This is a genomic window from Bradyrhizobium sp. Kon69 (genome assembly GCF_055807515.1).
In genome coordinates, this window is record NZ_JBVVOS010000046.1 from 21,360 (window position 1) to 44,666 (window position 23,307).

General features: G+C 63.7%; 21 protein-coding genes and 6 pseudogenes. 18 read left to right on the plus strand and 9 right to left on the minus strand.

The features are described from left to right. Window positions 1-595: 595 nt before the first annotated feature. Window positions 596-1,120 (minus strand): LysE family translocator, encoded by a 525-nt coding sequence (locus AC0L3U_RS36395; RefSeq protein ID WP_259219183.1) that lies wholly within the window; start codon window positions 1,118-1,120, stop codon window positions 596-598. A 515-nt stretch (window positions 1,121-1,635) separates the two neighbouring features. Here AC0L3U_RS36395 and AC0L3U_RS36400 point away from each other — a divergent pair. Beyond that, on the plus strand, window positions 1,636-1,854 hold the full coding sequence (locus tag AC0L3U_RS36400) for a rubredoxin (protein WP_085357752.1): 219 nt from the start codon (window positions 1,636-1,638) through the stop codon (window positions 1,852-1,854). A 62-nt stretch (window positions 1,855-1,916) separates the two neighbouring features. Continuing rightward, a complete protein-coding gene (locus tag AC0L3U_RS36405) occupies window positions 1,917-2,561 on the plus strand; it encodes an FMN-binding negative transcriptional regulator (RefSeq protein WP_204513592.1) in 645 nt (214 codons plus the stop codon). Window positions 2,562-2,843: 282 nt separating this feature from the next. Here AC0L3U_RS36405 and pdxR read toward each other — a convergent pair whose 3' ends face one another. Together pdxR and AC0L3U_RS36415 are read right to left on the minus strand one after the other, a co-directional pair. Then, complete coding sequence (gene pdxR / locus AC0L3U_RS36410) at window positions 2,844-4,376, minus strand: MocR-like pyridoxine biosynthesis transcription factor PdxR (RefSeq protein ID WP_204513593.1); 1,533 nt, start codon at window positions 4,374-4,376, stop codon at window positions 2,844-2,846. A gap of 810 nt (window positions 4,377-5,186) precedes the next feature. Further along, window positions 5,187-6,083, minus strand: a complete 897-nt coding sequence (locus AC0L3U_RS36415; RefSeq protein ID WP_259219184.1) for a LysR substrate-binding domain-containing protein — start codon at window positions 6,081-6,083, stop codon at window positions 5,187-5,189. Between the two features lie 109 nt (window positions 6,084-6,192). Here AC0L3U_RS36415 and AC0L3U_RS36420 point away from each other — a divergent pair, with 109 nt between their 5' ends. The 5 genes and pseudogenes from AC0L3U_RS36420 to AC0L3U_RS36440 all read left to right on the plus strand — a co-directional run. Then, window positions 6,193-6,942: an SDR family NAD(P)-dependent oxidoreductase gene (locus AC0L3U_RS36420; protein WP_259219185.1), complete on the plus strand. Its 750-nt coding sequence runs from the start codon at window positions 6,193-6,195 to the stop codon at window positions 6,940-6,942. A gap of 25 nt (window positions 6,943-6,967) precedes the next feature. Then, the gene (locus tag AC0L3U_RS36425; protein ID WP_259219186.1) at window positions 6,968-7,819 is read left to right on the plus strand and encodes a transketolase; all 852 of its coding nucleotides are present in this window, start codon (window positions 6,968-6,970) and stop codon (window positions 7,817-7,819) included. Further along, window positions 7,816-8,826, plus strand: a complete 1,011-nt coding sequence (locus AC0L3U_RS36430) for a transketolase family protein (RefSeq protein ID WP_259219366.1) — start codon at window positions 7,816-7,818, stop codon at window positions 8,824-8,826. Before AC0L3U_RS36425 ends, AC0L3U_RS36430 begins: the two co-directional genes overlap by 4 nt. Window positions 8,827-9,011: 185 nt before the next feature. Beyond that, window positions 9,012-9,417 (plus strand): annotated as a pseudogene (locus AC0L3U_RS36435) (TRAP transporter substrate-binding protein); the annotation flags it as partial. Then, window positions 9,418-9,650: pseudogene (locus tag AC0L3U_RS36440) on the plus strand (4Fe-4S ferredoxin); the annotation flags it as partial. A gap of 27 nt (window positions 9,651-9,677) precedes the next feature. On the opposite strand, the gene AC0L3U_RS36445 reads toward AC0L3U_RS36440, so the two are convergent. From AC0L3U_RS36445 to AC0L3U_RS36455, 3 genes are all read right to left on the minus strand, one after another. Further along, window positions 9,678-10,082 (minus strand): hypothetical protein, encoded by a 405-nt coding sequence (locus AC0L3U_RS36445; protein ID WP_259219187.1) that lies wholly within the window; start codon window positions 10,080-10,082, stop codon window positions 9,678-9,680. Between the two features lie 15 nt (window positions 10,083-10,097). Next, on the minus strand, window positions 10,098-10,298 hold the full coding sequence (locus AC0L3U_RS36450; RefSeq protein WP_204513598.1) for a hypothetical protein: 201 nt from the start codon (window positions 10,296-10,298) through the stop codon (window positions 10,098-10,100). A 245-nt stretch (window positions 10,299-10,543) separates the two neighbouring features. Next, window positions 10,544-10,627 (minus strand): hypothetical protein, encoded by an 84-nt coding sequence (locus tag AC0L3U_RS36455; RefSeq protein ID WP_473284514.1) that lies wholly within the window; start codon window positions 10,625-10,627, stop codon window positions 10,544-10,546. A 292-nt stretch (window positions 10,628-10,919) separates the two neighbouring features. Here AC0L3U_RS36455 and AC0L3U_RS36460 point away from each other — a divergent pair. After that, window positions 10,920-11,168 (plus strand): annotated as a pseudogene (locus AC0L3U_RS36460) (cytochrome P450); the annotation flags it as partial. A 143-nt stretch (window positions 11,169-11,311) separates the two neighbouring features. Here AC0L3U_RS36460 and AC0L3U_RS36465 read toward each other — a convergent pair. Further along, window positions 11,312-11,653, minus strand: a complete 342-nt coding sequence (locus AC0L3U_RS36465) for a hypothetical protein (protein WP_473284997.1) — start codon at window positions 11,651-11,653, stop codon at window positions 11,312-11,314. Window positions 11,654-11,859: 206 nt separating this feature from the next. On the opposite strand from AC0L3U_RS36465, the gene AC0L3U_RS36470 reads away from it, so the two are divergent. The 9 genes and pseudogenes from AC0L3U_RS36470 to AC0L3U_RS36510 form a co-directional block, all read left to right on the plus strand. Beyond that, window positions 11,860-13,062 carry a cytochrome P450 gene (locus tag AC0L3U_RS36470; protein ID WP_259219189.1) on the plus strand — a complete coding sequence of 401 codons (1,203 nt, stop codon included), beginning with the start codon at window positions 11,860-11,862 and terminating at the stop codon, window positions 13,060-13,062. A 94-nt stretch (window positions 13,063-13,156) separates the two neighbouring features. Continuing rightward, on the plus strand, window positions 13,157-14,446 hold the full coding sequence (locus tag AC0L3U_RS36475; protein WP_219682274.1) for a cytochrome P450: 1,290 nt from the start codon (window positions 13,157-13,159) through the stop codon (window positions 14,444-14,446). Window position 14,447: 1 nt separating this feature from the next. After that, window positions 14,448-14,755: pseudogene (locus tag AC0L3U_RS36480) on the plus strand (ferredoxin). Continuing rightward, window positions 14,742-15,587, plus strand: coding sequence for an SDR family oxidoreductase (locus AC0L3U_RS36485; protein WP_310473303.1), 846 nt, complete (start codon window positions 14,742-14,744; stop codon window positions 15,585-15,587). Before AC0L3U_RS36480 ends, AC0L3U_RS36485 begins: the two are co-directional and overlap by 14 nt. After that, on the plus strand, window positions 15,587-16,930 hold the full coding sequence (locus tag AC0L3U_RS36490; RefSeq protein ID WP_219682276.1) for a cytochrome P450: 1,344 nt from the start codon (window positions 15,587-15,589) through the stop codon (window positions 16,928-16,930). Before AC0L3U_RS36485 ends, AC0L3U_RS36490 begins: the two co-directional genes overlap by 1 nt. Window positions 16,931-17,036: 106 nt before the next feature. Further along, a complete protein-coding gene (locus AC0L3U_RS36495) occupies window positions 17,037-18,035 on the plus strand; it encodes a polyprenyl synthetase family protein (RefSeq protein ID WP_259219368.1) in 999 nt (332 codons plus the stop codon). Window positions 18,036-18,250: 215 nt separating this feature from the next. Then, window positions 18,251-19,801 (plus strand): hypothetical protein, encoded by a 1,551-nt coding sequence (locus AC0L3U_RS36500; RefSeq protein WP_259219190.1) that lies wholly within the window; start codon window positions 18,251-18,253, stop codon window positions 19,799-19,801. Then, on the plus strand, window positions 19,798-20,700 hold the full coding sequence (locus AC0L3U_RS36505; RefSeq protein ID WP_259219191.1) for a terpene synthase family protein: 903 nt from the start codon (window positions 19,798-19,800) through the stop codon (window positions 20,698-20,700). Before AC0L3U_RS36500 ends, AC0L3U_RS36505 begins: the two co-directional genes overlap by 4 nt. Before the next feature lie 19 nt (window positions 20,701-20,719). Continuing rightward, window positions 20,720-20,950, plus strand: a pseudogene (locus AC0L3U_RS36510) (type 2 isopentenyl-diphosphate Delta-isomerase); the annotation flags it as partial. Window positions 20,951-21,278: 328 nt separating this feature from the next. Here AC0L3U_RS36510 and AC0L3U_RS36515 read toward each other — a convergent pair. Then, window positions 21,279-21,566, minus strand: a pseudogene (locus AC0L3U_RS36515) (aldehyde dehydrogenase family protein); the annotation flags it as partial. A 434-nt stretch (window positions 21,567-22,000) separates the two neighbouring features. Here AC0L3U_RS36515 and AC0L3U_RS36520 point away from each other — a divergent pair. Then, the gene (locus AC0L3U_RS36520; RefSeq protein WP_219682280.1) at window positions 22,001-22,588 is read left to right on the plus strand and encodes a GNAT family N-acetyltransferase; all 588 of its coding nucleotides are present in this window, start codon (window positions 22,001-22,003) and stop codon (window positions 22,586-22,588) included. A 485-nt stretch (window positions 22,589-23,073) separates the two neighbouring features. On the opposite strand, the gene AC0L3U_RS36525 is transcribed toward AC0L3U_RS36520, so the two are convergent. Beyond that, window positions 23,074-23,307 (minus strand): SbmA/BacA-like family transporter (locus tag AC0L3U_RS36525; RefSeq protein WP_473364862.1); only part of this gene is annotated, 234 nt, incomplete at its 5' end.

The window sequence follows — 23,307 nt, forward strand, 5'->3', positions numbered from 1 at the left end:
GCGGCGATGCGCTTGTCGAAACACTAGCGGGAATCCCAGCGATGTCACGCCTTCTCGCTAATCCGCAACAAATGGGAGGCCGCTCTCGATGACGACCCTGACGGTGCTCAGGATCGGGCGAATGATGCCTGATGTTTGAAGATCCGGCGGGAGGGCGTTGCGGACATCGCTCACCCGTTCCGCGCTGCACTCCTCGTTTCGAGCACGAGGAAGGATGACGATTTCTAGGCCGTGGACACGAACTCGGTTTCTCATCACGTATCCAGATCCACCAGCACGAGAGCAAAAGAGGCTGCAGAGGCAAGCGCGTTGGATTGCGGTGGCGGGCCCTGCTCCCGGCCGGTTGATGCGTCCCTTCATGTTCTGCCGGCCCGGACGGCCAAACCGCGGCCGAAGTCGAACCAGCATCGACGCTGGTCGTGATCGCGTTGCACGGTGAAGCAAGGACCTCCGGTGGCAAGGCGTCCTTCGTAGCCGAATGGAGACTCTGCGCGCTATTCGGACGCGGAAGTTCGGCAGCGGTGAACTCGTGCGGCCTGCGAAGAGTAGCGTCGGCCCCAGCCCGCAGATGATGGCGCCTGATGCCTATCGCGCCTTAACGAAGAATGAGGGCCGTTTTGCAAAGCCATCCCTCGTCTTTGGAGCCCAATAGGTCACAATCAGGTCTACGCTCGTGTTGAGTCCGACCGAAATGAGCCAGGACGATGAACTGCATGCTGACACTCCCAGATGGGTCGACGAGTTGCGGGATGAACACGAGAAAGCATGCGGCTGTCTTCGGGTTCAGCGCCTCTACGACGATGCCCTGGCGAAAAGCAGAATACGCATCTGTCGTCTGCAATTCTATCGGATCGACGCTTGCCTCGCGCCACGCCTTGATCCCGAGCCAGATGAGATATAGGCCTCCGGCGATCTTTAGCAAGGTGAACGCTTGTGCGCTTGCGACAACACGGGCAGACAGACCGACGGTGCTGCCGAAAACGTGGACAAGCCCTCCGGTACCCAGGCCAACGCTCGATGCGAGCGCTTCATTTCTGCCGCCAGCAAGCGTCCGGGCCACAATATAGAAGAGACCCGGGCCCGGCGTGACCACCACAAACAATGCCACGGCGAGGAACAAAAAAGAACGTATGCGAGTCGAACATTGCTCAGCCCGTTAATCGTTTCAACTGACGTTCGCGGCGCCAATCTTCGTGCATGATGGCTAGACCCGTTTCACGCCTGAGTGCAATTGCACAAAGCTCAGGACTGCAGCGGCCGTGTGGCTCGCTGCAAAGCCATTTGTAACGCCGCCGGCCGCTGGACGGTTCTGGCTCATTTGCGCTCTTATCGGAAGTGATGGAATGCACAGCCGACGCCTCGCAGGCCTTTGCCGATGAAAGCGGCGGCGCGTGGCTGAGGGACCCAAGGCTTCGCGGTCATGGCTGTCCAACAGTCGGATGACCAGTTTCGGCTGCTCGAAGAAGGAATGCACTTCTTCTCTGAGAGATCTTCCTACTGCCGGGTTGACGGCCTTGACCAAAACCAGAGGACGTCAATCTGGTACAGCAAGAATGCCGCAGACTGGCTCTATGGAATGAACCAGTTCTGGCCTACATCGGTCTCATGAATGCTCCACAGCATAGGCGACCCGAGATGAGCAATGAAAGCGCTCACCTGCACTCTGAAACAGCGATCGGCGCACCGGTTTACAAGACCTGGATGTGCGCGCTCTGCGGGGTTGTTTACAGCGAGCGGGAGGGATGGCCGGACGAGGGCATTCCGCCGGGCACTCGCTGGGAAGACGTCCCCGACGAGTGGATCTGCCCCGATTGCGGTGCAGACAAGAGTGAATTCCAGATGACCGAGGTCTGAACGAAATCCCGTTGATGCTGCGAGCAGCGTGCGCGGCATTCATCAATTGCCAGGGAGCTAGCATGTACGTCCCCCCACATTTCGCCGAGTCGCGCCCCGAGGCGCTTCACGATCTCATCAACAAAAATCCTCTCGGCATCCTCTTTACCAACGGGAAGAGCGGGCTCGACGCAAATCACCTACCTTTCGAGTTGCACGCGAAGGAAGGGCAACAGGGCGTGCTTCATTCACATGTGGCTCGCGCAAATCCCATTTGGCAGGATATCGCTACGGGGAACGAGGTGCTGATCGTATTCCGCGCCGGGGATGCCTACATCGCGCCGAACTGGTATCCCAGCAAGGTCGAGTTCAAGAAGCAGGTCCCGTCCTGGAACTATATGGTGGCTCATGTGTACGGACGCGTGACGATCCGCGACGATGAGCGTTACGTTCGTGGCATGGTCGCGCGGCTGACGCGCATCCATGAGGCGAAGCAGGCCGATCCTTGGAAGATGACTGACAGTCCCAAGGACTACATCGATACGATGCTCAAGATGATCGTCGGAATCGAGATCGAGATCACACGACTCGTTGGCAAGTCGAAGCTTAGTCAGAATAAAGAGGTCCGGGACATTCTCGGTGCAGGGAACGCGCTCAAGGCCCAGGGCAAGGATGTGATCGGCGATGCAATGCTGGCCGCCGCTGTGGCCAAAGCGGAGCAGGCCTGACTCATATCCGACGGAGCGACATGCTCGGAGAAATCGTGGCGCAACGCCCTACTTGTGATCCTCGGGTATGGCGGGGCCAAGCCCATCGGCGGCCCTGCGCAAGCATGGATAATCTCATTCGCCCTACGATCGTCTGCCGCTGGCGAAAGCTCTGGTTGGAGTCAAAAACTGGAGATCAGTGCGCGTTCTTCCCGGCGCGCTGCGGAGCACCCCAACCCAATGTTCAAGTTCGCGGCGAGCGCCGATTGCTGCGAAAGAGACCTGAGCGCGGCCATCCAGATATTATCTGGCAGTTTCCATCCGTGGGCGCTTGGACAGTTTGGCCTTTCTGTTCGCGCGGACCGATGCCTCAAGGACACCTTTCAGGCGGACTGCGGCCCCCTGCAATTCCGCGACGGAAAAGCCGCCGAAGCCGAGCATTAGACCGAACCGAGCAGGCGCATCTTGGTACATGGGCGAGATCGGTCGCACAACCAGCCCGGCCTTCTGTGCTTGCTCGGCTAGCTTGACGTCGTCGAGGCCGGCAGGAAGCCAAAGCACCAGGTGCATACCTTGGTCGCTTGGTTGGAGCGCTGTCCAGGACGGCAGCTCTGTCTTAATGGCGGAGATCAGGGCCGCGCGCCGTTCTGCGTACGCGCCCCGGATGCGCCGTATGTGAGCTTCGAAATAGCCCTCGCGCATATATTGCGCGAGCACATATTGATCAGCTGTCGGAGAATGGCGGTCAATAAGAGCACGGGCGCCTGCGAATGCCTCCACCAGCGGAAGGGGAACGATGGCGTATCCGATCCGCATGGAGGAAAAGAGCACTTTGCTCATCGTCCCGAGATAGACGACACGTGTAGGATCGAATCCCTGCAGGGACGGAAATGGATGTCCCGCGTAGCGAAGTTCGCTGTCGTAATCGTCCTCGACAATCCAGGCATTGTTTTGACGGGCCCAGGACAGCAGAGCCGTGCGTCTCGCCATGCTCATCGGCATGCCGAGCGGATATTGATGCGATGGTGTAACGAACGCGACCCGAGCCTTCGAGCATCGGACGAGGCCTTCGTGGACGTCGATGCCCTGCGCGTCGACGGGAATCCGAGAGGTCTGGACGTTGAAGTTTCCGAGAACCGCGACAATACCGGGATAGGCGGGGTCTTCCGCCCATACTGCGTCTCCGTCCGCAAGAAGAACGGTTGCAGCCAGAAAAAGACCCTGCTGCGTACCCGCCGTGATCACGACCTGGCCGGCCTCGCATTTCACTCCACGGGCTTTACGAACGTAGTCAGTAATCGCGAGCCGCAAATCAGGCAATCCTTTCGGGTCGATGTATCCCGACGGGGCAGCCACGCGCAGCGCTCGGACGCGATTACCGAGACGGCGCCACTTGTCATCCGGGGCGACCGCGCCTGCCGGATGAGCGATTGCAAATGGCATCGTCCCTTGGGGCCGAAGAGTTTGCACGACCTCTGCAAGACGGGCGACGTTCTCCCGCAACACAAGGCCGATCCGCGGCGGCTCGATGAATGCCTGCGGTGGGCTCACGAGTTCGCTGTCGCCATTGACGTTCGCCACGATCGTGCCGCCTCTGGCGCGCGCTTCGAGGTAGCCTTCCGCATGTAGCTGACCAAACGCCTCGATGACCGTACCCCTCGCGAGTTGGAGCGATGCAGCGAGGGTGCGGGTGGACGGTAGCCGTTCGCCCGGCTTCAAGATCCCGTTTGATATCGCCTCGCGAAGTGCCTGCGTGAGTTGTTGTCCGACCCGGCCTGCGGTCTTGTCGAGAGAACCCAGCGAGGGAATTGCGATGATGTTTCGGCGCCTTGCCATTGCCGTTCTGGTCTACCTATCCGCTCGTACTTTGAAGTCCAGAATAGACCAACTCTGTGAGTCATTGAAAGAAATCGTCACATACCGCTCTACCGCTCGGCTTTGACATCCCAACCCCCGACCAGTGATGGCCTTGCGGGTCAGCTACCATCTCCCCATGACGTAGGTAGGCCGGCCCGAGGGCCGTGGAAGATCGCCTCGTTGAATCAAGGGGCTGAGCATCTTCGTTGTTGAGAGGCTATCCAGTTTCGAAGCCCATCGAAAGTGTGAAATCCATCGGCCGCGTAGCAGCGGACGTCCGGAAGGAAGGCCTGCATCAATTCGGCGAGCGCATGTCCCGGATTGAGGTCCAGCACCCCTGCTGACCGCCAGCTCTGCCAGGGCCTCCAGGGTCGCCGACCAGTCGATGAGGCGCGCGACCTGGCAAGCGAGCTTCACTGTTGCATGGCTTGGGCAGAAGATGCGCTCGCCGTCGCCTCCTGCGAGCAGAATCCGCTGGCTTGCGATCGGCTCGCGCCTGCTGGCGTCGAGCGCCTCTTGGAACGGTTTGCAGGCGCGCGCGAGCCGTGACGTGTGGGAAGTGATCTCAATGCTGTCTATATGTTGAACGCGGCTGCGGCGCTCAGGCGCTACATCGATGATCGCCTTGTAGAGATGGATCGGCGAGCATCAACGATAGCTCGCTGCCAGACCAATGAAGAATGCATGATTTGAGGTTCTCCGCAGGCGCGGGACGCCCCGGCGGCGAAGGTTGCTGTTCGGCGCCAAGCAGAGGTTTGCCCTGAACCAAGCTCCAGCCAGACCTGCAGTTCATCGCGAGGAGCGGGCGTGTTCGCCGTCGAGTTGCGCGAGCAGCCAGTCTGCAAACGCGCGTACGGCCGATCTTTGTCGGCTGGCGCGCGGATAGATGAGACGGTGACCGACGTAACTGATATCGTTCGCGCGTCCCGCCAATGGGGCAACCAATCGCCCATTGGCCAGTTCACGCTCGGCCAGGAGGGTTGATTCCAACGCCACTCCCAATCCCTCCGCAGCGGTCGCAATTGCAAGAAAGCTCCGATCGAACCTCATGCCGTGGAGGGCGGGGGCTTCTAATCCGTTCGCGGCGAACCATTGATGCCACTGCACCTGCTTCACGTCTGAGCGGATGAGCGTCTGATCGAGCAGATCAGCGGCCTTCCCTATCGATTTTGCGAGCGAGGGAGAGCAGAGCGGGGTAACCGTCTCTTCCGGTAGAGGAACAATCTCGACGCCTTCTGCGCGCGGCGGACCGTAGACGATATCGATATCGAAATCATCGTTGCTGAAGCGCGCATAATCCGTGCTTGCGGCCAATCGAACCTCGAGCTTCGGGTAAGCAGCGAGAAACTGCGCAAGCCGTGGCGCCAGCCATTGCGCAGCAAAGCTTGGGGCGGAGTGGACGCGCACCAGTTGCGGTCCGCGCGCGGCGACTTCCTCAACGCCGCGGCGGAGCTGATCGAACGCCGTCCCGGTGTGACGCATCAGATTTTCGCCGGCTGGCGTGAGCCGCACAGAGCGCGCACTGCGCTCGAACAGAACGGTCCGTAGCGTGGCCTCCAGCTTGCGGATCGCGTGACTGACGGCGCTCGGCGTCAGGTGAAGCTCATTCGCCGCATCGCGAAACGATCCGGTCCGGGCTGCGGCCTCAAAGGCACGAATTGAGGATATCGGGATCTTCGAGAGCATCCGATAAGTGAACCAGATTCATCGATCCGTGACAACTGTGCGTTGGTACGGCAGGCCTCCGCGAGTCATTCCTAATCCAGCAAGGAAGAATAATTTGCGGGAGGAATTGATGCTGCTCAGCGGTAAGACGGCAATCATTTCGGGCGCGGCCTCGCCGCGGGGCATCGGGCTTGCAACCGCGCGGCGGTTCGCCGCCGAGGGCGCTCGGGTGGCCATTCTGGATATCGACGCGGGCGCCGCGGCGGACGCTGCGGCATCGCTTGGAAAGTCCCACATTGGACTGGCGTGCAACGTCGCCGACAAATCGCTCTGCGAACAGGCAGTCACCCGCGTGATCGAAACCTTCACAGGCATCGATATCCTGATCAACAATGCCGGGATCACACAGCCGGTCAAGTTCCTGGACATTTCGCCGGCCGATTGGGATCGAATTCAGGACGTCAACCTCAAGGGTATCCTGTTTCTGTCGCAGGCGGTGATCCCGAATATGCGCGCACGAAAGTCCGGGTCGATCGCGTGCATGTCGTCCGTCTCGGCCCAGCGCGGTGGTGGCATTTTCGGCGGCCCACACTACTCGGCTGCGAAAGCGGGGGTCCTTGGCCTCGCCAAGGCGATGGCGCGGGAGTTCGGCCCTGACGGGATTCGCGTCAACTGCGTCACGCCCGGCCTGATCGGCACGGATATTACGGCAGGCAAGCTGAACGATGAAATGAGAGCGAAAATTCTGGAAGGCATTCCGCTCAATCGCCTCGGCACGGCAGAAGACGTTGCCAGTATCTACACCTTCCTAGCCTCCGATCTATCTGCCTACGTCACGGGTGCCGTGATCGACGTCAACGGCGGCATGCTTATCCACTGAGCCCAGCGAGATAAGGTCCAGATCGATGGAAACGCCCACCAATACGCTTATCAGCGCGCCCAAGCTAGCGGACCGCGCCTACAATATCCGCCGCAATGCGCTGCGCATGGGCGAAGTCCAGGGGCAGGGTTATATCGCGCAGGCGCTGGACATATCCGATGTTCTCGCCGTGGCCTACTTCCACGCCATGCGTTACCGGCCTGAAGATCCGTCATGGGACCGCCGGGACCGCTTTCTGCTCTCCAACGGACATTATGCCATCGCACTTTACGCAGCTTTGATCGAAGCGGGAATTGTCCCGGAGGAAGAACTCGAAACCTATGGCAGCGACGAGAGCCGCCTGCCGATGTCGGGCATGGCCTCCTACACGCCCGGAATGGAAATGTCGGGCGGATCGCTTGGCCTCGGGCTGAGCATTGCCGTTGGCATGGGCCTAGGACTTAAGCGCAAGAGATCCGAGGCGCGGGTATACACGTTGTTTTCCGATGGCGAACTCGACGAAGGCTCCGTCTGGGAAGCGATCCAGTCGGCAGGCCACTACAAGCTCGACAATCTGATCGGCATCGTCGACGTCAACAATCAGCAGGCGGATGGTCCTTCCACGCAGGTCATGGCCTTCGAGCCGCTGGTCGACAAGCTTCAGGCCTTCGGCTGGTTCGTGCAGCGGATCGACGGCAACGATCTCGATGCCGTGGTTGCAGCGTTCGACGCCGCCAAATCCCATCCCGAGCCCAAGCCGAGGATGATCGTCGCCGACACTCTGATGGGGAAGGGCGTTCCTTTCCTGGAACAGCGCGAGAAGAGCCATTTCATCCGCGTCGAGCAGCACGAATGGCAGCTCGCGCTTGCCGCGCTCGAAGCCGGGAGGCAGGCATGAAAACCGTCAGATCAGCACCTCAGCCTGGCAAGCCGCGCCTGACCACCTCCGCCATGATCGCGTCGATCGCGTCCGAGGGACAGAAGACGAAGCCTGCGCCCTTTGGACACGCGCTCGTCGAGCTCGCACGCCACCGCCCTGAGGTGGTCGGCATGACGGCCGACCTCGGCAAGTACACCGACCTGCACATCTTTGCGAAGGAATTTCCGGACCGCTATTACCAGATGGGCATGGCCGAGCAGCTTCTGTTCGGCGCCGCTTCCGGCCTCGCCGCTGAAGGCTTCATGCCATTCGCCACTACTTACGCCGTGTTCGCATCGCGGCGGGCATACGACTTCATACACCAGACAATCGCGGAGGAAGACCGAAACGTGAAGATCGTTTGTGCATTGCCCGGCCTGACCTCGGGCTACGGCCCGAGCCATCAGGCCGCAGAGGATCTCGCGCTGTTTCGTGCCATGCCGAACATGACGGTCATCGATCCCTGCGATGCCCACGAAATCGAGCAGTTGGTGCCTGCCATCGCGGCGCATGGGGGGCCAGTCTACACCCGCCTGCTGCGCGGCCAGGTGCCGATCGTTCTGGACGAGTACGACTACAAATTCGAGCTCGGCAAGGCCAAGCTGATCCGTGACGGGAAGGACGCCCTGGTCATTTCCTCCGGCATCATGACGATGCGTGCGCTCGAGGCCGCGCAAACCTTGAGGGGCGACAGCGTTGATATCGCGGTGCTGCACGTTCCGACCATCAAGCCGCTCGACGCCGAGACGATCTTGCGTGAAGCCGGTAAGTCGGGCCGCCTCGTCGTCGTTGCCGAGAACCATACAACGATTGGCGGTCTCGGCGAGGCGGTTGCCGCACTTCTGATGCGTTCAGGCGTTCATCCGCCTTTCCGCCAGATCGCATTGCCGGACGAATTCCTTGACGCTGGCGCACTTCCGACACTGCACGACCGCTACGGGATTTCCACCGCAGAGGTCGCAAGGCAGATCAAGCAGTGGCTTTAGTGCACCGGCGCTAAGCGCCAATCAAGGGAAGCCCCTTGAGGAGCTACGCCCGCCGTATATTGCGGCGGCGAGCGATGGCTCTTGCCCAAATGCCGGCGATCGAAAGCCGGTGAAGAGCCCGGAAGGCTGCACGCCAGCGCAGCTTGCAGTCGGCAGCAACGTCAATGCAGGATCAGGAGTAAAACATGATTGTCTCGAAGCCCGGAATCATCAGCCGCCGTTCGCTGTTGAGGGCGGCTACGGCCGTACCTCTCTGCAGGATTCTGACCCGTCCGGCGTCTGCCGCCGAGTTCGTCTAGAAGTTCGCGACCGGACAGGATCCGACCCATCCGGTGAATATCGGCGCAAGAGGCGATCGACCGATCCGCGAAGCGACGAGCGGCCGGCTGGAGATCAGGCTGTTTCCGGCCAATCAGCTCGGCTCCGACACCGAACTCCTGCCCCAGGTACGCAGCGGCGGCGTGAGTTCTTCAACCAATCGTCATCGATCCTTGCCACCTGGTGCCGAGCGCGGGCATCGTGAACACCGGCTTCGCATTCGCCGATTACGACAGCGTATGGAAGGCGATGCACGGCAAACTGGGCACCTATGGAATTCCGGTCATTGCCCGTCAGGACGACTGTCAGACCTGCTTCCTTTGCGAGCTTTATTGTCCCGAGGATGCGCTCTGGGTCTCCCCCTTCGCCGATGAGAACAAGCCCGTCGACGTCAGGGCACTCAAGCGAACGGCGCGATGGGCAGCTATCGCCGAGCTGTCGGCTGGACCGACGAGACGCGGGATCGCCGCGGCATCGACCGGAGCTATCTACTCTTTGGTCAATGAGTTGGGCTGCCGCCGCGCCCTGTCCACTTAAGATGCATGCGCTCGCGCGGGTTCGCGGGCTTCGCGGCGGCGCTGGCGCCGTGCGCATCGGCGCTTCGCTCGCTCTGCCGGGAGCGGCAAGGATGGCACTGGTGGCCCGGCCGTTTCCACTAGCACCTTCTCGACCGGTTCGTGTTCGGTCCGGCGCGCCTCCATGGATTCGAGCACGGCTCGTCCCTTCACAGTAATCCTCCAGCCGCCGTTTTGACGCTCAACGAGACCGTCCGAAAAAATGTCGAGCCCGGGCACGCGCGCGGCCAGCCGCTTGGTGCGTTCGGCCCATTCCGGGCCGCTGGTGGCGAGGATTGCCATGTCGCGCTTGAGGTCCGCCATCACGGCGAATCCTTCCGGATAACTCACCAGGATTTTCAAGACTGTGACCTGGAAATTCACCCCGGACCCGCCCGATCAACGCCACATCGTCGGCGCTTCTGTCAGCGCTATCCGGCCGATCTGCCGCAGCTCGTCCGGGGTCGTTTCGCCGGTCTTTGCGGCTTCCAGGATCTTGCAGGCCACGTGGGTGCGAGCGCCGGATTCGTCGCGTGGTAGCTTTTCGCAGACCTCGTCGAGCACCGCTCGCAATAGAGCGGTAGTCGCTTGTTCAAACATGGGTGCGACGCTCGGAAAAACCTGATCCTACCGCAAGTCTTTCGATTTGGGGATTCACGAATGTTAACCAATGAGCTCTGCCGCGCTGCACAAGACCCGCGCCTGCGCCCCTTCCTGAAATCCTGCTCGAAACTGCGCCTCTCAAATCGGCGGGCCGAGTTGCGGCTCAGCCTGCCCCTCACCATGGCGCGAGGACAACGATACTCCCAAGAAGCCGAACCGGCTTTGAAGCGGGCATCTCGCTTTCAAGCAGCGATCGAGAAGTGTTCGAGCTCGCTGTGGTTCGAAATCGCGATCGGCATGGACCTGCTGCGCGTGATGATGTCCAAATCGTTGACTTGAGCCTTCAGCGTGACGGTCCGGGCCCGCGCGGTCCTTGTCCTCCCAGTGCCGCCAGACCTTCTCGATCAGCGGGCCCAACTCGGTGGCCATTGCGTCGAAAGCGCTAAAGATCGGTTGAGAACGTGTTCTCCGCACCAACCGACTTCCGGATCCGGTTCGCGCGGACCTCGGGTGATCAATGCCCTCGATATCCAGTAGTATTACGCGCCGGCCTTGCCGAAATTGGCTTGCAGAAGTCGAGCGACTGATTGCGGACCTCGAGGCAGTGTACAGGCCCGTTCGGCGAATCGCGACGAAACGCGGTGGGAACGGCCCGACCAGTTCGACATCGCCCGGCGCGTTTCGGGACATATCGGCTTCAGCACCGGGATCCACGGCTGCGTGGGGCAGATGGTCGCGCGGCTCGAAGGCGAAGCCGTGCTGGCCGCCTTGGCGGCGAGCGTCGCATCAATCGAGATAACGGGCGAGCCGGTATACCGCGACAGCAGTGGATTGCGGGCCCTCAGCTCACTGCCGGTACGCGTTACGACGAATAGCGCCAGCCCGGGCTCTTTGCAGCGGCTGTCATTGCCCGCCAGGACGGCTGACGGACCTGCTTCCTTTGCGAGCTTATTGTCCCGAAAGGTGTTGTCGTGCAAGCCCCGCTGCTTCCTCGACGTAGTTGCTATAGTTCAGCACGCCTTTCGCATGGAAGTTCGTTGAGCCGAGAAGGGATCTTGTTCTTGAAAATGAGCTTCCCAAGGGCCCGAAGGATCAACGATCGCGTTGATAACGTTTGCGTCGAAAATCAACGCGGGCCCTCTATCAGCCTTGCGAAATACCATCGTCGTCGTCGTGGCGAACCCCAGGCCGGTCACCAGATCAACGCCGGCGGCGAGCAGCGCATCGCGCTGCGAGTCCGTGCTCTGGCGGTCGGAGTCCGACGACACGCGCATGTAGCCAACCAACATAGGCGGATACGCATCGGAGTTAGGTTTCCGTATTGCAGCGCGTGGCGACAGAGTTTTCCGCATGTTTTTTGCGCCGCCAGGCGTTTAGTTTAGGACGCTACTACAAGATTCGGTAGTTGGCTAAAGCCACTTTGAGGCCCTAGGTTCCGGCCGCCGTCCCCGCCGATCATCATCATCGACGAACAGAAGCGAACGCAAGCGCACGTGAAGCCCGCACCGTCTGCCGGTCACCTTCCGCCCTTCCATCGCGTAGAGACTGAAGTGTCACCATGTCCGAACAACCCTTGCCGACGCTGCCGATGTGGCGCGTCGATCACATCGAGCCCTCGCCCAAGATGTTGGCGCTACGCGCCAACGGTCCGATCCACCGCGTGCGCTTCCCGTCCGGGCACGAAGGCTGGTGGGTGACAGGCTACGACGAGGCCAAGGCGGTGATGTCCGACGCGGCGTTCCGGCCCGCGGGAATGCCGCCGGCGGCATTCACCCCGGATTCGGTAATTCTCGGTTCGCCGGGGTGGCTGGTCTCGCACGAGGGGGGCGAGCATGCCCGGTTGCGCACGATCGTGGCGCCAGCCTTCAACGACCGCAGGGTGAAGCTGCTCGCGCAGCAGGTCGAGGCGATCGCCGCGCAGTTGTTCGAGACGCTGGCGGCCCAGCCCCAGCCCGCCGACCTGCGGCGCCACCTCTCCTTTCCGCTTCCGGCCATGGTCATCAGCGCGCTGATGGGCGTGCTCTACGAGGATCACGCGTTTTTCGCCGGCCTGTCCGACGAGGTAATGACGCACCAGCATGAAAGCGGCCCGCGCAGCGCGTCGCGCCTGGCTTGGGAAGAACTGCGCGCCTACATTCGCAGCAAGATGCGGGACAAGCGCCAGGATCCGGGCGACAACCTGCTGACGGACCTGCTCGCGGCGGTCGACCAGGGCAAGGCGACCGAGGAGGAGGCGATCGGCCTGGCCGCGGGCATGCTGGTGGCGGGGCACGAGAGCACCGTCGCGCAGATCGAATTCGGCCTGCTGGCCATGTTCCGCCATCCGCAACAGCGCGAACGCCTGGTCGGCGATCCATCCCTGGTGGACACGGCGGTGGAGGAAATCCTGCGCATGTACCCGGCGGGCGTGGGCTGGGACGGCATCATGCGCTATCCGAGGACCGACGTGACCATCGCCGGCGTGCATATTCCCGCGGAGAGCAAGGTGCTGGTCGGACTGCCGGCGACGTCGTTCGATCCGCGCCATTTCGACGACCCGGAAATCTTCGATATCGGGCGCGACGAAAATCCGCACCTAGCGTTCTCCTACGGTCCGCACTACTGCCTCGGCATGGCGCTGGCCAGGCTGGAACTCAAAGTGGTGTTCGGTTCGGTCTTCCAGCGCTTTCCCGCGCTGCGCCTGGCCGTGGCGCCCGAAGAACTGAAGTTGCGCAAGGAGATCATCACTGGCGGGTTCGAAGAGTTGCCGGTGCTCTGGTGATGCGCGGACGCCCCTGGGAGTCGCGATCTTCTCCGCAATTTGCCGGCGCGCCTGGCGCGCGCCGTTCAGATCAGCCAGCCAACAACTAAGCAAGATGGACGTGCAAGAAACCACAGCAGCATGCCGGGACGCCTTCGCCGAACTGGCTTCGCCAGCGTGCATCGACGACCCGTATCCGTTCCTGCGATGGTTGCGCGAGCACGATCCGGTGCATCGCGCGGCGTCGGGCCTCTTTCTGTTGAGCCGCCACGCCGACATCTACTGGGCGCTCAAGGCCACGGGGGATGCGTTTCGGGGGCCGGCGCCCGGCGAACTCGCGCGCTATTTCCCGCGTGCGGCGACCAGCCTGTCGCTCAATCTGCTGGCGTCCACGCTGGCGATGAAGGACCCACCGACGCATACGCGTCTGCGCCGGCTGATCTCGCGCGATTTCACCATGCGCCAGATCGACGACCTGCGGCCGAGCATCGCGCGCATCGTCGCAGCGCGCCTGGACGGCATGGCGCCCGCGCTGGAGCGCGGGGAGGCGGTGGACCTGCATCGGGAATTCGCGCTGGCCTTGCCCATGCTAATCTTCGCCGAACTGTTCGGCATGCCCCAAGACGACATGTTCGGGCTCGCCGCCGGCATCGGCGCCATTCTGGAAGGCCTAAGCCCGCACGCCAGCGATCCCCAGCTCGCCGCGGCGGACGCGGCCAGCGCCAGCGTGCAGGCCTACTTCGGCGACCTCATAGAGCGCAAGCGCACCGATCCCCGCCACGACATCGTGTCGATACTGGTCGGCGCACACGAGGACGATGCCGACACGCTGTCGGATGCGGAGTTGATCAGCATGCTGTGGGGCATGCTGCTGGGCGGCTTCGCCACCACTGCCGCGACCATCGACCATGCGGTCCTGGCGATGCTGGCGTATCCCGAACAGCGGCACTGGCTGCAGGGAGACGCCGCGCGGGTGAAGGCATTCGTCGAAGAAGTCCTGCGCTGCGACGCGCCCGCCATGTTCAGCTCCATTCCGCGTATCGCCCAGCGCGACATCGCACTAGGCGGCGTGGTGATCCCGAAGAACGCGGACGTGCGCGTGCTGATCGCGGCCGGCAATCGCGACCCGGACGCCTTCGCCGACCCCGACCGCTTCGATCCCGCGCGGTTCTACGGCACCAGTCCTGGCATGTCGACCGACGGGAAGATCATGCTGAGCTTCGGCCACGGCATCCACTTCTGCCTCGGTGCGCAACTGGCCCGGGTGCAGTTGGCCGAGAGCCTGCCGCGGATCCAGGCGCGCTTCCCCACGCTGGCATTGGCCGAGCAGCCCACCCGGGAGCCCTCCGCGTTCCTTAGGACATTCCGCGCGCTGCCGGTGCGGCTGCATGAGCACGGGGGCTGAGATGCGCGTCGTGGTCGACCAGGATCTGTGCGGAACCACCGGGCAGTGCGTGCTGACGCTGCCGGGCACCTTTCGCCAGCGCGAACCGGACGGCGTGGCGGAAGTGTGCGTGGCGACGGTCCCGCAGGTGCTGCACGCCGCCGTGCGGCTCGCGGCCAGCCAGTGCCCGGTCGCCGCCATTCGGGTCATCGAAAGCGACGCTGGCGATGACGAGCGCGCCAGCGCCGACCCCGCGCCTTCTCCGGTGAGGCCGAGCGGCATGCCGCGAAAGACCAACGCAATCCACGAGGACACGATCGGACGGTTTGAAGGCAAGGTGGCCGTGGTGACCGGCGCCGGCGCCGGCATCGGCAAGGCATGCGCCCTAGCCATCGCGCGCGAAGGCGGCAGAGTGGTGGTGGCCGACATTGATGGCTCGGCGGCCATCGCCTGCACCGCGCAGATCGCGGCCGAAGCGGGCCTCGCGCTGGCGCTGGCGATGGACATCGCCGATGCGCAGGCGGTGGCAGCGCTGTTCGAGACGGCGGAGCGGCACTTCGGTGGGGTCGACCTGCTGGTGAACAACGCGAGCGCCATGCATCTGACCCCGCGCGACCGAGCGATCCTCGACCTGGACCTGGCGGTCTGGGATCAGACCATGGCGACCAATCTGCGCGGTAGCCTGCTCTGCTGCCGGCAGGCCATCCCACGGATGATCGCCCGCGGCGGCGGCGCCATCGTCAACATGTCGTCGTGCCAGGGGCTCAGCGGTGACACCGCGCAGACGTCCTACGCCGCGTCGAAGGCGGCGATGAACATGCTATCGGCCTCGCTCGCCACCCAGTACGGTCATGCGCAGATCCGCTGCAACGCGGTTGCGCCGGGTCTCATCATGACCGAGCGTCTCCTCGCCAAGCTGGACGAGCGCATGCAGCGGCATCTGCGCCGGCACCAGCTCCTGCCGCGCGTCGGCCGTCCCGAGGACGTGGCCGCGCTGGTGGCGTTCCTGCTTTCCGAGGATGCTGCGTTCATCACCGGCCAGGTGGTGTGCATTGACGGCGGCATGCTGGCGCATGTGCCGACGTACGCCGACGGTGGCAACAGCCGCGCCGCGCGGCCTGCCGGCAACACCGCCGAAGCGCCTGCGGCGCCGCGCTGCTGATGGACATGCTGCTCAACCCCCTGGCTCGTCGGCACCGGCGGCGGTACGACATCCCGGTCGTGCCCGGCGCTTTCCCCCTGGTCGGGCATCTTCCCGCCATCGTCTGCGACCTGCCGCGCCTGCTGGGGCGCGCGGAACGGATGCTGGGCAGCCACTTCTGGCTGGATTTCGGCCCTGCCGGACACCTGATGACGTGCGTGGATCCGGATGCGTTCGCACTGCTCCGGCACAAGGACGTGTCCTCGGCGCTGATCGAAGAGATCGCGCCCGAATTACTTGGCGGAACGTTGGTCGCCCAGGACGGCGGCGCGCACCGGCAGGCGCGCGATGCGATCAAGGCGGCGTTCCTGCCCAAAGGGCTGACTCAGGCCGGGATCGGCGACCTGTTCGCGCCCGTCATCTGGGCGCGGGTGCAGGCGTGGCGTGACCGCGGCGACGTAACCATCCTGCGCGAAACCGGCGACCTGATGCTCAAGCTCATCTTCAGCCTCATGGGTATCCCCGCGCAGGACTTGCCGGGATGGCATCGCAAGTACCGGCAACTGCTGCAGTTGATCGTCGCGCCCCCGGTCGACCTGCCCGGACTGCCCTTGCGGCGCGGCCGCGCCGCCCGCGACTGGATCGACGCGCAGTTGCGCCAGTTCGTCCGCGACGCGCGCGCGCATGCCGCGCGCACCGGGTTGATCAACGACATGGTGAGCGCCTTCGATCGCAGCGACGATGCGCTCTCCGATGACGTCCTGGTCGCCAATATCCGCTTGCTGCTGCTTGCCGGTCACGACACCACCGCCTCGACGATGGCCTGGATGGTGATCGAGCTGGCGCGGCAGCCTGTGCTGTGGGACGCCCTGGTCGAGGAGGCGCAACGCGTGGGCGCGGTGCCGACCCGGCACGCGGACCTGGCGCAGTGTCCGGTCGCCGAGGCCCTGTTCCGCGAGACGCTGCGCGTGCATCCGACGACCACGCTCCTGCCGCGTCGGGCGCTGCAGGAATTGCAACTCGGCCAACGGCGCATTCCCGCGGGCACCCATCTGTGCATCCCGCTGCTGCATTTCTCGACCTCGGCGCTGCTGCACGAGACGCCTGATCAGTTCCGCCTGGCGCGGTGGCTGCAACGCACGGAGCCGATCCGGCCGGTGGATATGCTGCAGTTCGGTACCGGCCCACACGTCTGCATCGGTTACCACCTGGTATGGCTCGAACTGGTGCAGTTCTGCATCGCCTTGGCGCTGACCATGCACAAGGCCGGGGTGCGGCCGCGGTTGTTGGGCAGCGCCGAAAAAGGCCGGCGCTATTACCCGACCGCACATCCCTCCATGAAAATCCGCATCGGATTCTCATGAGCTGGCATCGCTTGCGCCCGTATGGCGAGGCAGCGACGCCGGCAACACCGCGGCGGCCCGCCGCTCGCCGTGGCCGTCTCCTGTCAGGTACAAGGACATGAACAGCATGCAGACCGGTTCCACGCTACACGACGACCGAACTGGCGTTTCCGCGCTCGGCGGATTGGGCCCGCAAGCGCGCGGCGCTTCCGGCAGGCTGCTGCCGGACATCTGGATGCACGATGGCGTAAAGCGGGTCGAACAAGCGCTCGCGCGCCTTCTCTGCGCCGAAGACAAGGGTGAGACCGAGCTGATGGCGGCGATGCGCTACGCCACCTTGCATGGCGGGAAGCGCACCCGCGCCTTGCTCTGTTTGGCCGCCGGCGCACTGGCCGACACGCCGGCGCACATGCTCGACGACGTCGGCGCCGCCATCGAGATGATGCACGCCTGTACCCTGGTCCACGACGACCTGCCCGCGATGGACAATGACGTGCTTCGCCGCGGCCTTCCGACCGTGCACGTCAAGTTCGGCGAAGCCACCGCGATCCTGGTCGGCGACGCGCTGCAGGCGCACGCCTTCCTGACCCTGGCGAGCCTGGATGCGCCGGGCGACAATCCTATCGCGCTCGTGCGCGAACTGGCGCGGGCGGTGTCCGCCGAGGGTGCCGCAGGCGGGCAGGCCATCGATCTGTCGCTGGTCGGAAAGCACGTCGAGCTGGACAGGATCGTCGCGATGCACCGGATGAAGAGCGGAGCGCTAGTGCGCGCGTCCGTTCGCATGGGCGCGCTATGCGCCATCGCGGAGGATGCCGCGCACGCTGCGCTGTACTGTGCGCTCGATCGCTACAGCGCCTGTTTCGGCCTGGCGTTGCAGGTGGTCGATGACATTCTCGATGCGACAGCGGATACCACAGCGCTGGGCAAGACCCCCGGCAAGGACGCGGCGGCGCAGAAGCCGACCTGCGCGTCGATCATGGGGCTGCAGGCTGCGCGCCAGTTCGCGCTCGATCTGTTGCGCGACGCCGGAGAGGCCATCGTCCCGCTGGGGCCGCGTGCGGAACGGTTGGAGCAGATGCTGCAGCGAGCCAACGCGCACCTGTTCAAGCACGCGCCATGCGCATGAGCGCGCCCGTGCGCATGGAGTCGCCCCTGTGCCGCTGCGATCGGCCGGCGGTAGCGGTGCATGCTGCACCGTGTCCGAGTCCGCGGCGCCGATGGCAGCGGTTGCCCTGCACGGCCGCGGCGCGCTGCGGCCAAGCCTATGCGGCGGACCTGCGACGACGTGCGCGGCGTCTGCCCGATCCTGGTTCTCGTCAACCGTCTGAAGAAAGATCCCGCGTGAACGCGCAGTCCGAACAGATCCTTTCCGAATTGCGCCACCTGCTGGGCGAGATGAGCGATGGCGGCAGCGTCGGTCCGTCCGTCTACGACACGGCGCGAGCTCTGCAATTCCACGGCAACGTCACCGGTCGGCAGGACGCCTACGCGTGGCTCATCTCGCAGCAACAGGCCGATGGCGGATGGGGAAGCGCGGACTTCCCGCTGTTCCGCCATGCGCCCACGTGGGCGGCGTTGCTGGCATTGCAGCGTGCCGATCCTCTTCCCGGCGCTGCCGACGCAGTCCAGGCTGCAACCCGGTTCCTCGAACGCCAGCCCGATCCCTACGCGCATGCGGTGCCGGAAGACGCGCCGATCGGCGCGGAGCTGATCCTGCCGCAATTTTGCTGCGAGGCCGCATCCTTGCTGGGCGGCGTGGCGTTCCCGCGCCACCCGGCGCTGTTGCCGTTGCGGCAAGCGTGCCTGGCCAAGCTGGCGGCGGTAGCGACGTTGCCGAGCGGCCATCCGTTGCTGCACTCCTGGGAAGCCTGGGGGACCTCGCCGACTACCGCATGCCCGGACGACGACGGCAGCATCGGCATCAGTCCGGCGGCCACCGCCGCCTGGCGTGCGCACGCCGTGACACAGGGGAGCACGACGCAGGTCGGGCGCGCCGACGCGTATCTGCAGGCAGCATCGCGGGCGACGCGCAGCGGCATCGAAGGCGTCGTTCCCAACGTCTGGCCGATCAATGTGTTCGAGCCATGCTGGTCGCTGTACACCCTGCATTTGGCCGGGCTGTTCGCGCATCCCGCGCTCGCCGAGGCGGTGCGCGTGATCGTCTTGCAGCTCGACGCCCGCCTGGGCGTGCGCGGTCTCGGCCCGGCGTTGCATTTCGCGGCCGATGCGGACGACACCGCCATCGCGTTGTGCGTCCTGCGCCTGGCAGACCGCGAGCCGGCGGTCGATGCCTTGCGCCATTTCGAAACCGGCGAGCTGTTCGTCACCTTTCCCGGCGAGCGCAATGCGTCGGTGTCGACCAACATTCATGCCCTGCATGCATTGCGATTGTTGGGAAAGCCCGCCGCCGGCGCCAGCGCCTATGTCGAGGCCAATCGCAACCCGCACGGTGTATGGGACAACGAAAAATGGCACGTTTCGTGGCTGTATCCCACCGCGCACGCGGTCGCTGCGCTGGCGCAAGGCAACACCGAATGGCGCGACGAGCGCGCGCTGGCGGCGCTACTGCAGGCGCAGCGCGACGACGGCGGCTGGGGCGCTGGTCGCGCGTCCACATTCGAGGAAACCGCCTATGCGCTGTTCGCGTTGCATGTGATGGACGGGAGCGAAGAGCCGACAGGGCGCCGGCGCATCGCGCAGGCGGTGGCGCATGCGCTGGAGTGGATGCTCGCCCGCCATGCGGCGCATGCATTGCCGCAGACGCCGCTGTGGATCGGTAAGGAACTGTATTGCCCCACGCGGGTCGTGCGTGTGGCCGAACTTGCCGGGTTGTGGCTGGCGCTTCATTGGGGGCGGCGCGCCCTGGCCGAGAGAGCAGGAGCGGCGCCATGATCCTGACCGAACGCGCGCTGCAGCAGGTGCTGGAGTGGGGGCATTCCCTGAACGGGTTCGCCGACGAGCATGCCATGGAAGCGGTCAGGGGCGGCCAGTACATCCTGCAGCGCATCCATCCGAGCCTGCTCGACACCAGCGCCCGCACCGGCCGTGATCCGCAAGACGAAACGCTGATCGTGGCGTTCTATCGCGAACTGGCGCTGCTGTTCTGGCTCGACGATTGCAACGACGTTGGCCTGATCGCGCCGGAGCAGCTCGCCGCTGTGGAGCAGGCGCTGGGGCAGGGCGTGCCGTGCGCGCTCCCCGGATTCGACGGCTGCGCTGTGCTGCGCACCTCGCTGGCCGCACTCGCCTACGATCGTCGCGACTATGCTCAGCTTCTCGACCATACCCGGCGCTACTGCGCGGCGCTGCGCGCCGGACACGTGCGGGCGGCGGGGGCGGAACGCTGGTCCTACGCCGAGTACCTGCACAACGGCATCGATTCGATCGCCTACGCGAATGTGTTCTGTTGCCTGTCTTTGCTGTGGGGGCTGGACATGGAGACCTTGCGCGCGCGTCCGGCGTTTCGCCGGGTCCTGCGGCTCATCTCCGCGATAGGGCGTCTGCAGAACGATCTGCATGGACGCGACAAGGACAGCTCGGCCGGCGAGGCCGACAACGCGGCGATCCTGCTGCTGCAGCGCTACCCGGCTATGCCTGTGGTGGAGTTCCTCAAGGACGAGCTGGCCGGCCATACGCGCATGTTGCACCACCTGATAGCGGAAGAATGCTTTCCTGCGCCGTGGGGAGCGTTGATCGAGGCCATGGCGGCCATCCGCGCGCAGTACTACCAGACCTCGACCAGCCGCTACCGCAGCGACGCCGCGGGGGCAGGCCAGCGTGCGCCGGGCTGAACTTGCGGGACGCGGCGGCGTGCGCCCGCTGCCGTCGCTCCGATCCGACGCAACGCCGTCGCCCGACGGAGCGAGCGTGAGCGACACCGCCCTGAGCCGGTGCAAGGACGACTACCTGGACATCGTGCTGGGTCGGCGAACGGCGCCGGCCACGCTCGCCGGCGGTTGGAAGTATATCGGTTTCGAACACTGCGCATTGCCCGACTTTGACCTGGCGCACATCGAGCGCTGCGCCTGGCTGCTGGCAAGATTATGCGCGACGCGGACTCTATAGCGGTCACCGAGAAACCCGGTACCAAACCTTCCAGCGTCATGCCGACGAAGGTCGCGGAGATGAAGACCGCATTCTGGGCTAGGGTCGAAAAGCTCGTCTTCAGCATCAGGCTCAGCACGGTATTGGCAATGTAGATGTCGAAACCGTCGAAAAGCGTTCCTATGCCGATCAGCAGTATGATGCGGCGATAGAACGGCCCGACCGGCAGTCGAGCAAGACGAGTGCCTGCGTTCACGCGTGTCGACATTGACACTCTCCATTGATGCGGCCCGCCTTCTTCGAACGTCTGCCGCTTGTCGTTCTGTTAGTTCAGCCGCTTCTGGTTGGCCGTGTCGCGATACCAGTCGAACGGCTGCTCGTGCGTGGCGATCATCACGCTCTTGGTCTCGAGGTGGTCGTCGAAGGTCTGGGTGCCACATTCGCGGCCGGTGGCGGCGAGGCCGCCCCAGGGCGAGGCGGGGTCGAGCCGGTGATGATCGTTGACCCAGACGACGCCGGCCGACGGAGGCGGCAACTCGATCCGCGCGGGCGACGTCACGGGTGCGATCGCTGCGGCAAGGCTGAAGGGGAAGTCGTTGGCAATCCTTGGGGCAGACAATCCCAAGCACCTACCTCGGTTGGCAGGTTCCAAATTATACTGCGGTGCTTAGACTCGTCGAGCGAATGCAACTCGCAACATTTGGCAAAACAAGATCACCTTGTAACACAAATCGTCCTTCTCGCTTCCTTCGGAAGGCTGCCAGGCTTGTCGACGCCGATAAAATGAGCCCTTCCTTTCGGAAAGGGCAGGAGCCAGATGACGCTCTCATGGCGAAAAGCACAAGTCCTCGGCAGGCCCAAGGGTCAGGGGCTCGCAGCGAGAACCTTCGTCCGAAGCCGCCGTCGAAGGCGGCCTTCTGAGGCGGGATGAGAGCCGGAGGCGGAAACTAAAGGGGATGAATGTTCGGGGCACATCCATTCCGCTCACGTCCAAGGTATCGGTCCTGTGCTCCAACCTTCAACCCTGCGATCGAAAAGCGGTGCATCATGACAAGAGAGCCGGGCGTCACCTCGGCGAACGCAAGTATTCGGGCAAGAATCGTCTGGACGATTGTCCTTGGCTTTGCCGCCGATCCTTTGATGCGTTGGAGTTGGCCGGACCCTGGGCAATATCTTGGCAGCATGACTCAGTTCATCAAGGCCTGTGGCGGACGAGCATTCGAGCATGGCACAGCATACGTCACGGGAGAGACTCGCGCGGCGGCCCTGTGGCTGCCTCCGGGCGTGCAGCAGGATGAGGATGCGCTGGACGCAATCATGGCGCTGTCCCTGCGCCCTGAAATCACCGAACATATGGCACACCTGCGCCAGGGAATGGCCGAACATCATCCCTCCGAGCCACATTGGTATTTGCCCCTGATCGCTGTCGATCCGAACTGGGCCGGACAAGGGCTTGGCACATTGCTGATGAAGTACGCTCTTCAACGCTGTGATGAGCAGGGCCTCGCTGCCTACCTCGAAAGTTCGAATCCTGAAAACATTCCGTTTTACCAACGCCACGGGTTCAAGATTATTGGAGAGATACAGCACGGTTGCTCACCGCCACTTACGCCGATGTTGCGAAAGACGCGGTGAACGGAATTCGGAGACGCTTCGCATGCTGCGGCTCCCGAAGCGTCCTTGGAGACGAACTGAGGCGCATTGCCTCATCCGGATTGTTACTGGACAACTTCTCGCCGGTGATTGGGTGGCTGCCATCGAATTTTGGGTGGCTGCCATCGAATTTGTCCGGTGGCGTCTATGGTGGGAAAGATCAGCATGGGCGCGCGGCGGCAGGTGGTGTCGGCCGAGAGGGATCGTTGCCGGTCGGCCACCCGGGCGGAAAAGAGGCGCATCTCGATGCGGCATGCGCGACGACCGGCTGGCATCGCAAGTATGCGGTGCGTGCAATTCGGGCACGCGCAACAGTTGGACCGAGGCCGGTCGAGGCACCGCGAGAGCACAAGCGTGGATGTGGGGCTACGATCAAGGACGCGATGACCGCAGTGTGGGGGCGTCGGATCGGGTGTGCGGCAAGCGGCTCAAGGGCCGGGTTTCGTCAACTCCTGCAGCTACGCCAATCATGAGGCTGGCTCCCTTTGTGTCTCGATCGACGGCAGTGGCCCACCGTGGATCTTTGCCTCAAAACTCCGCAGCCGCTGATAGATCGAGATCAGTTCGACAATCGTGCTCCAGGAGTTGACGAGATACTGAAACGAGGTTCGTACTTGCGTGAACGCGTTAAGGATCTGGTTCATCGCGCCGAGGGTGATCCTGCCCGCGATGATTGTGGGCGCAAGCAGCAGATAAGGAAA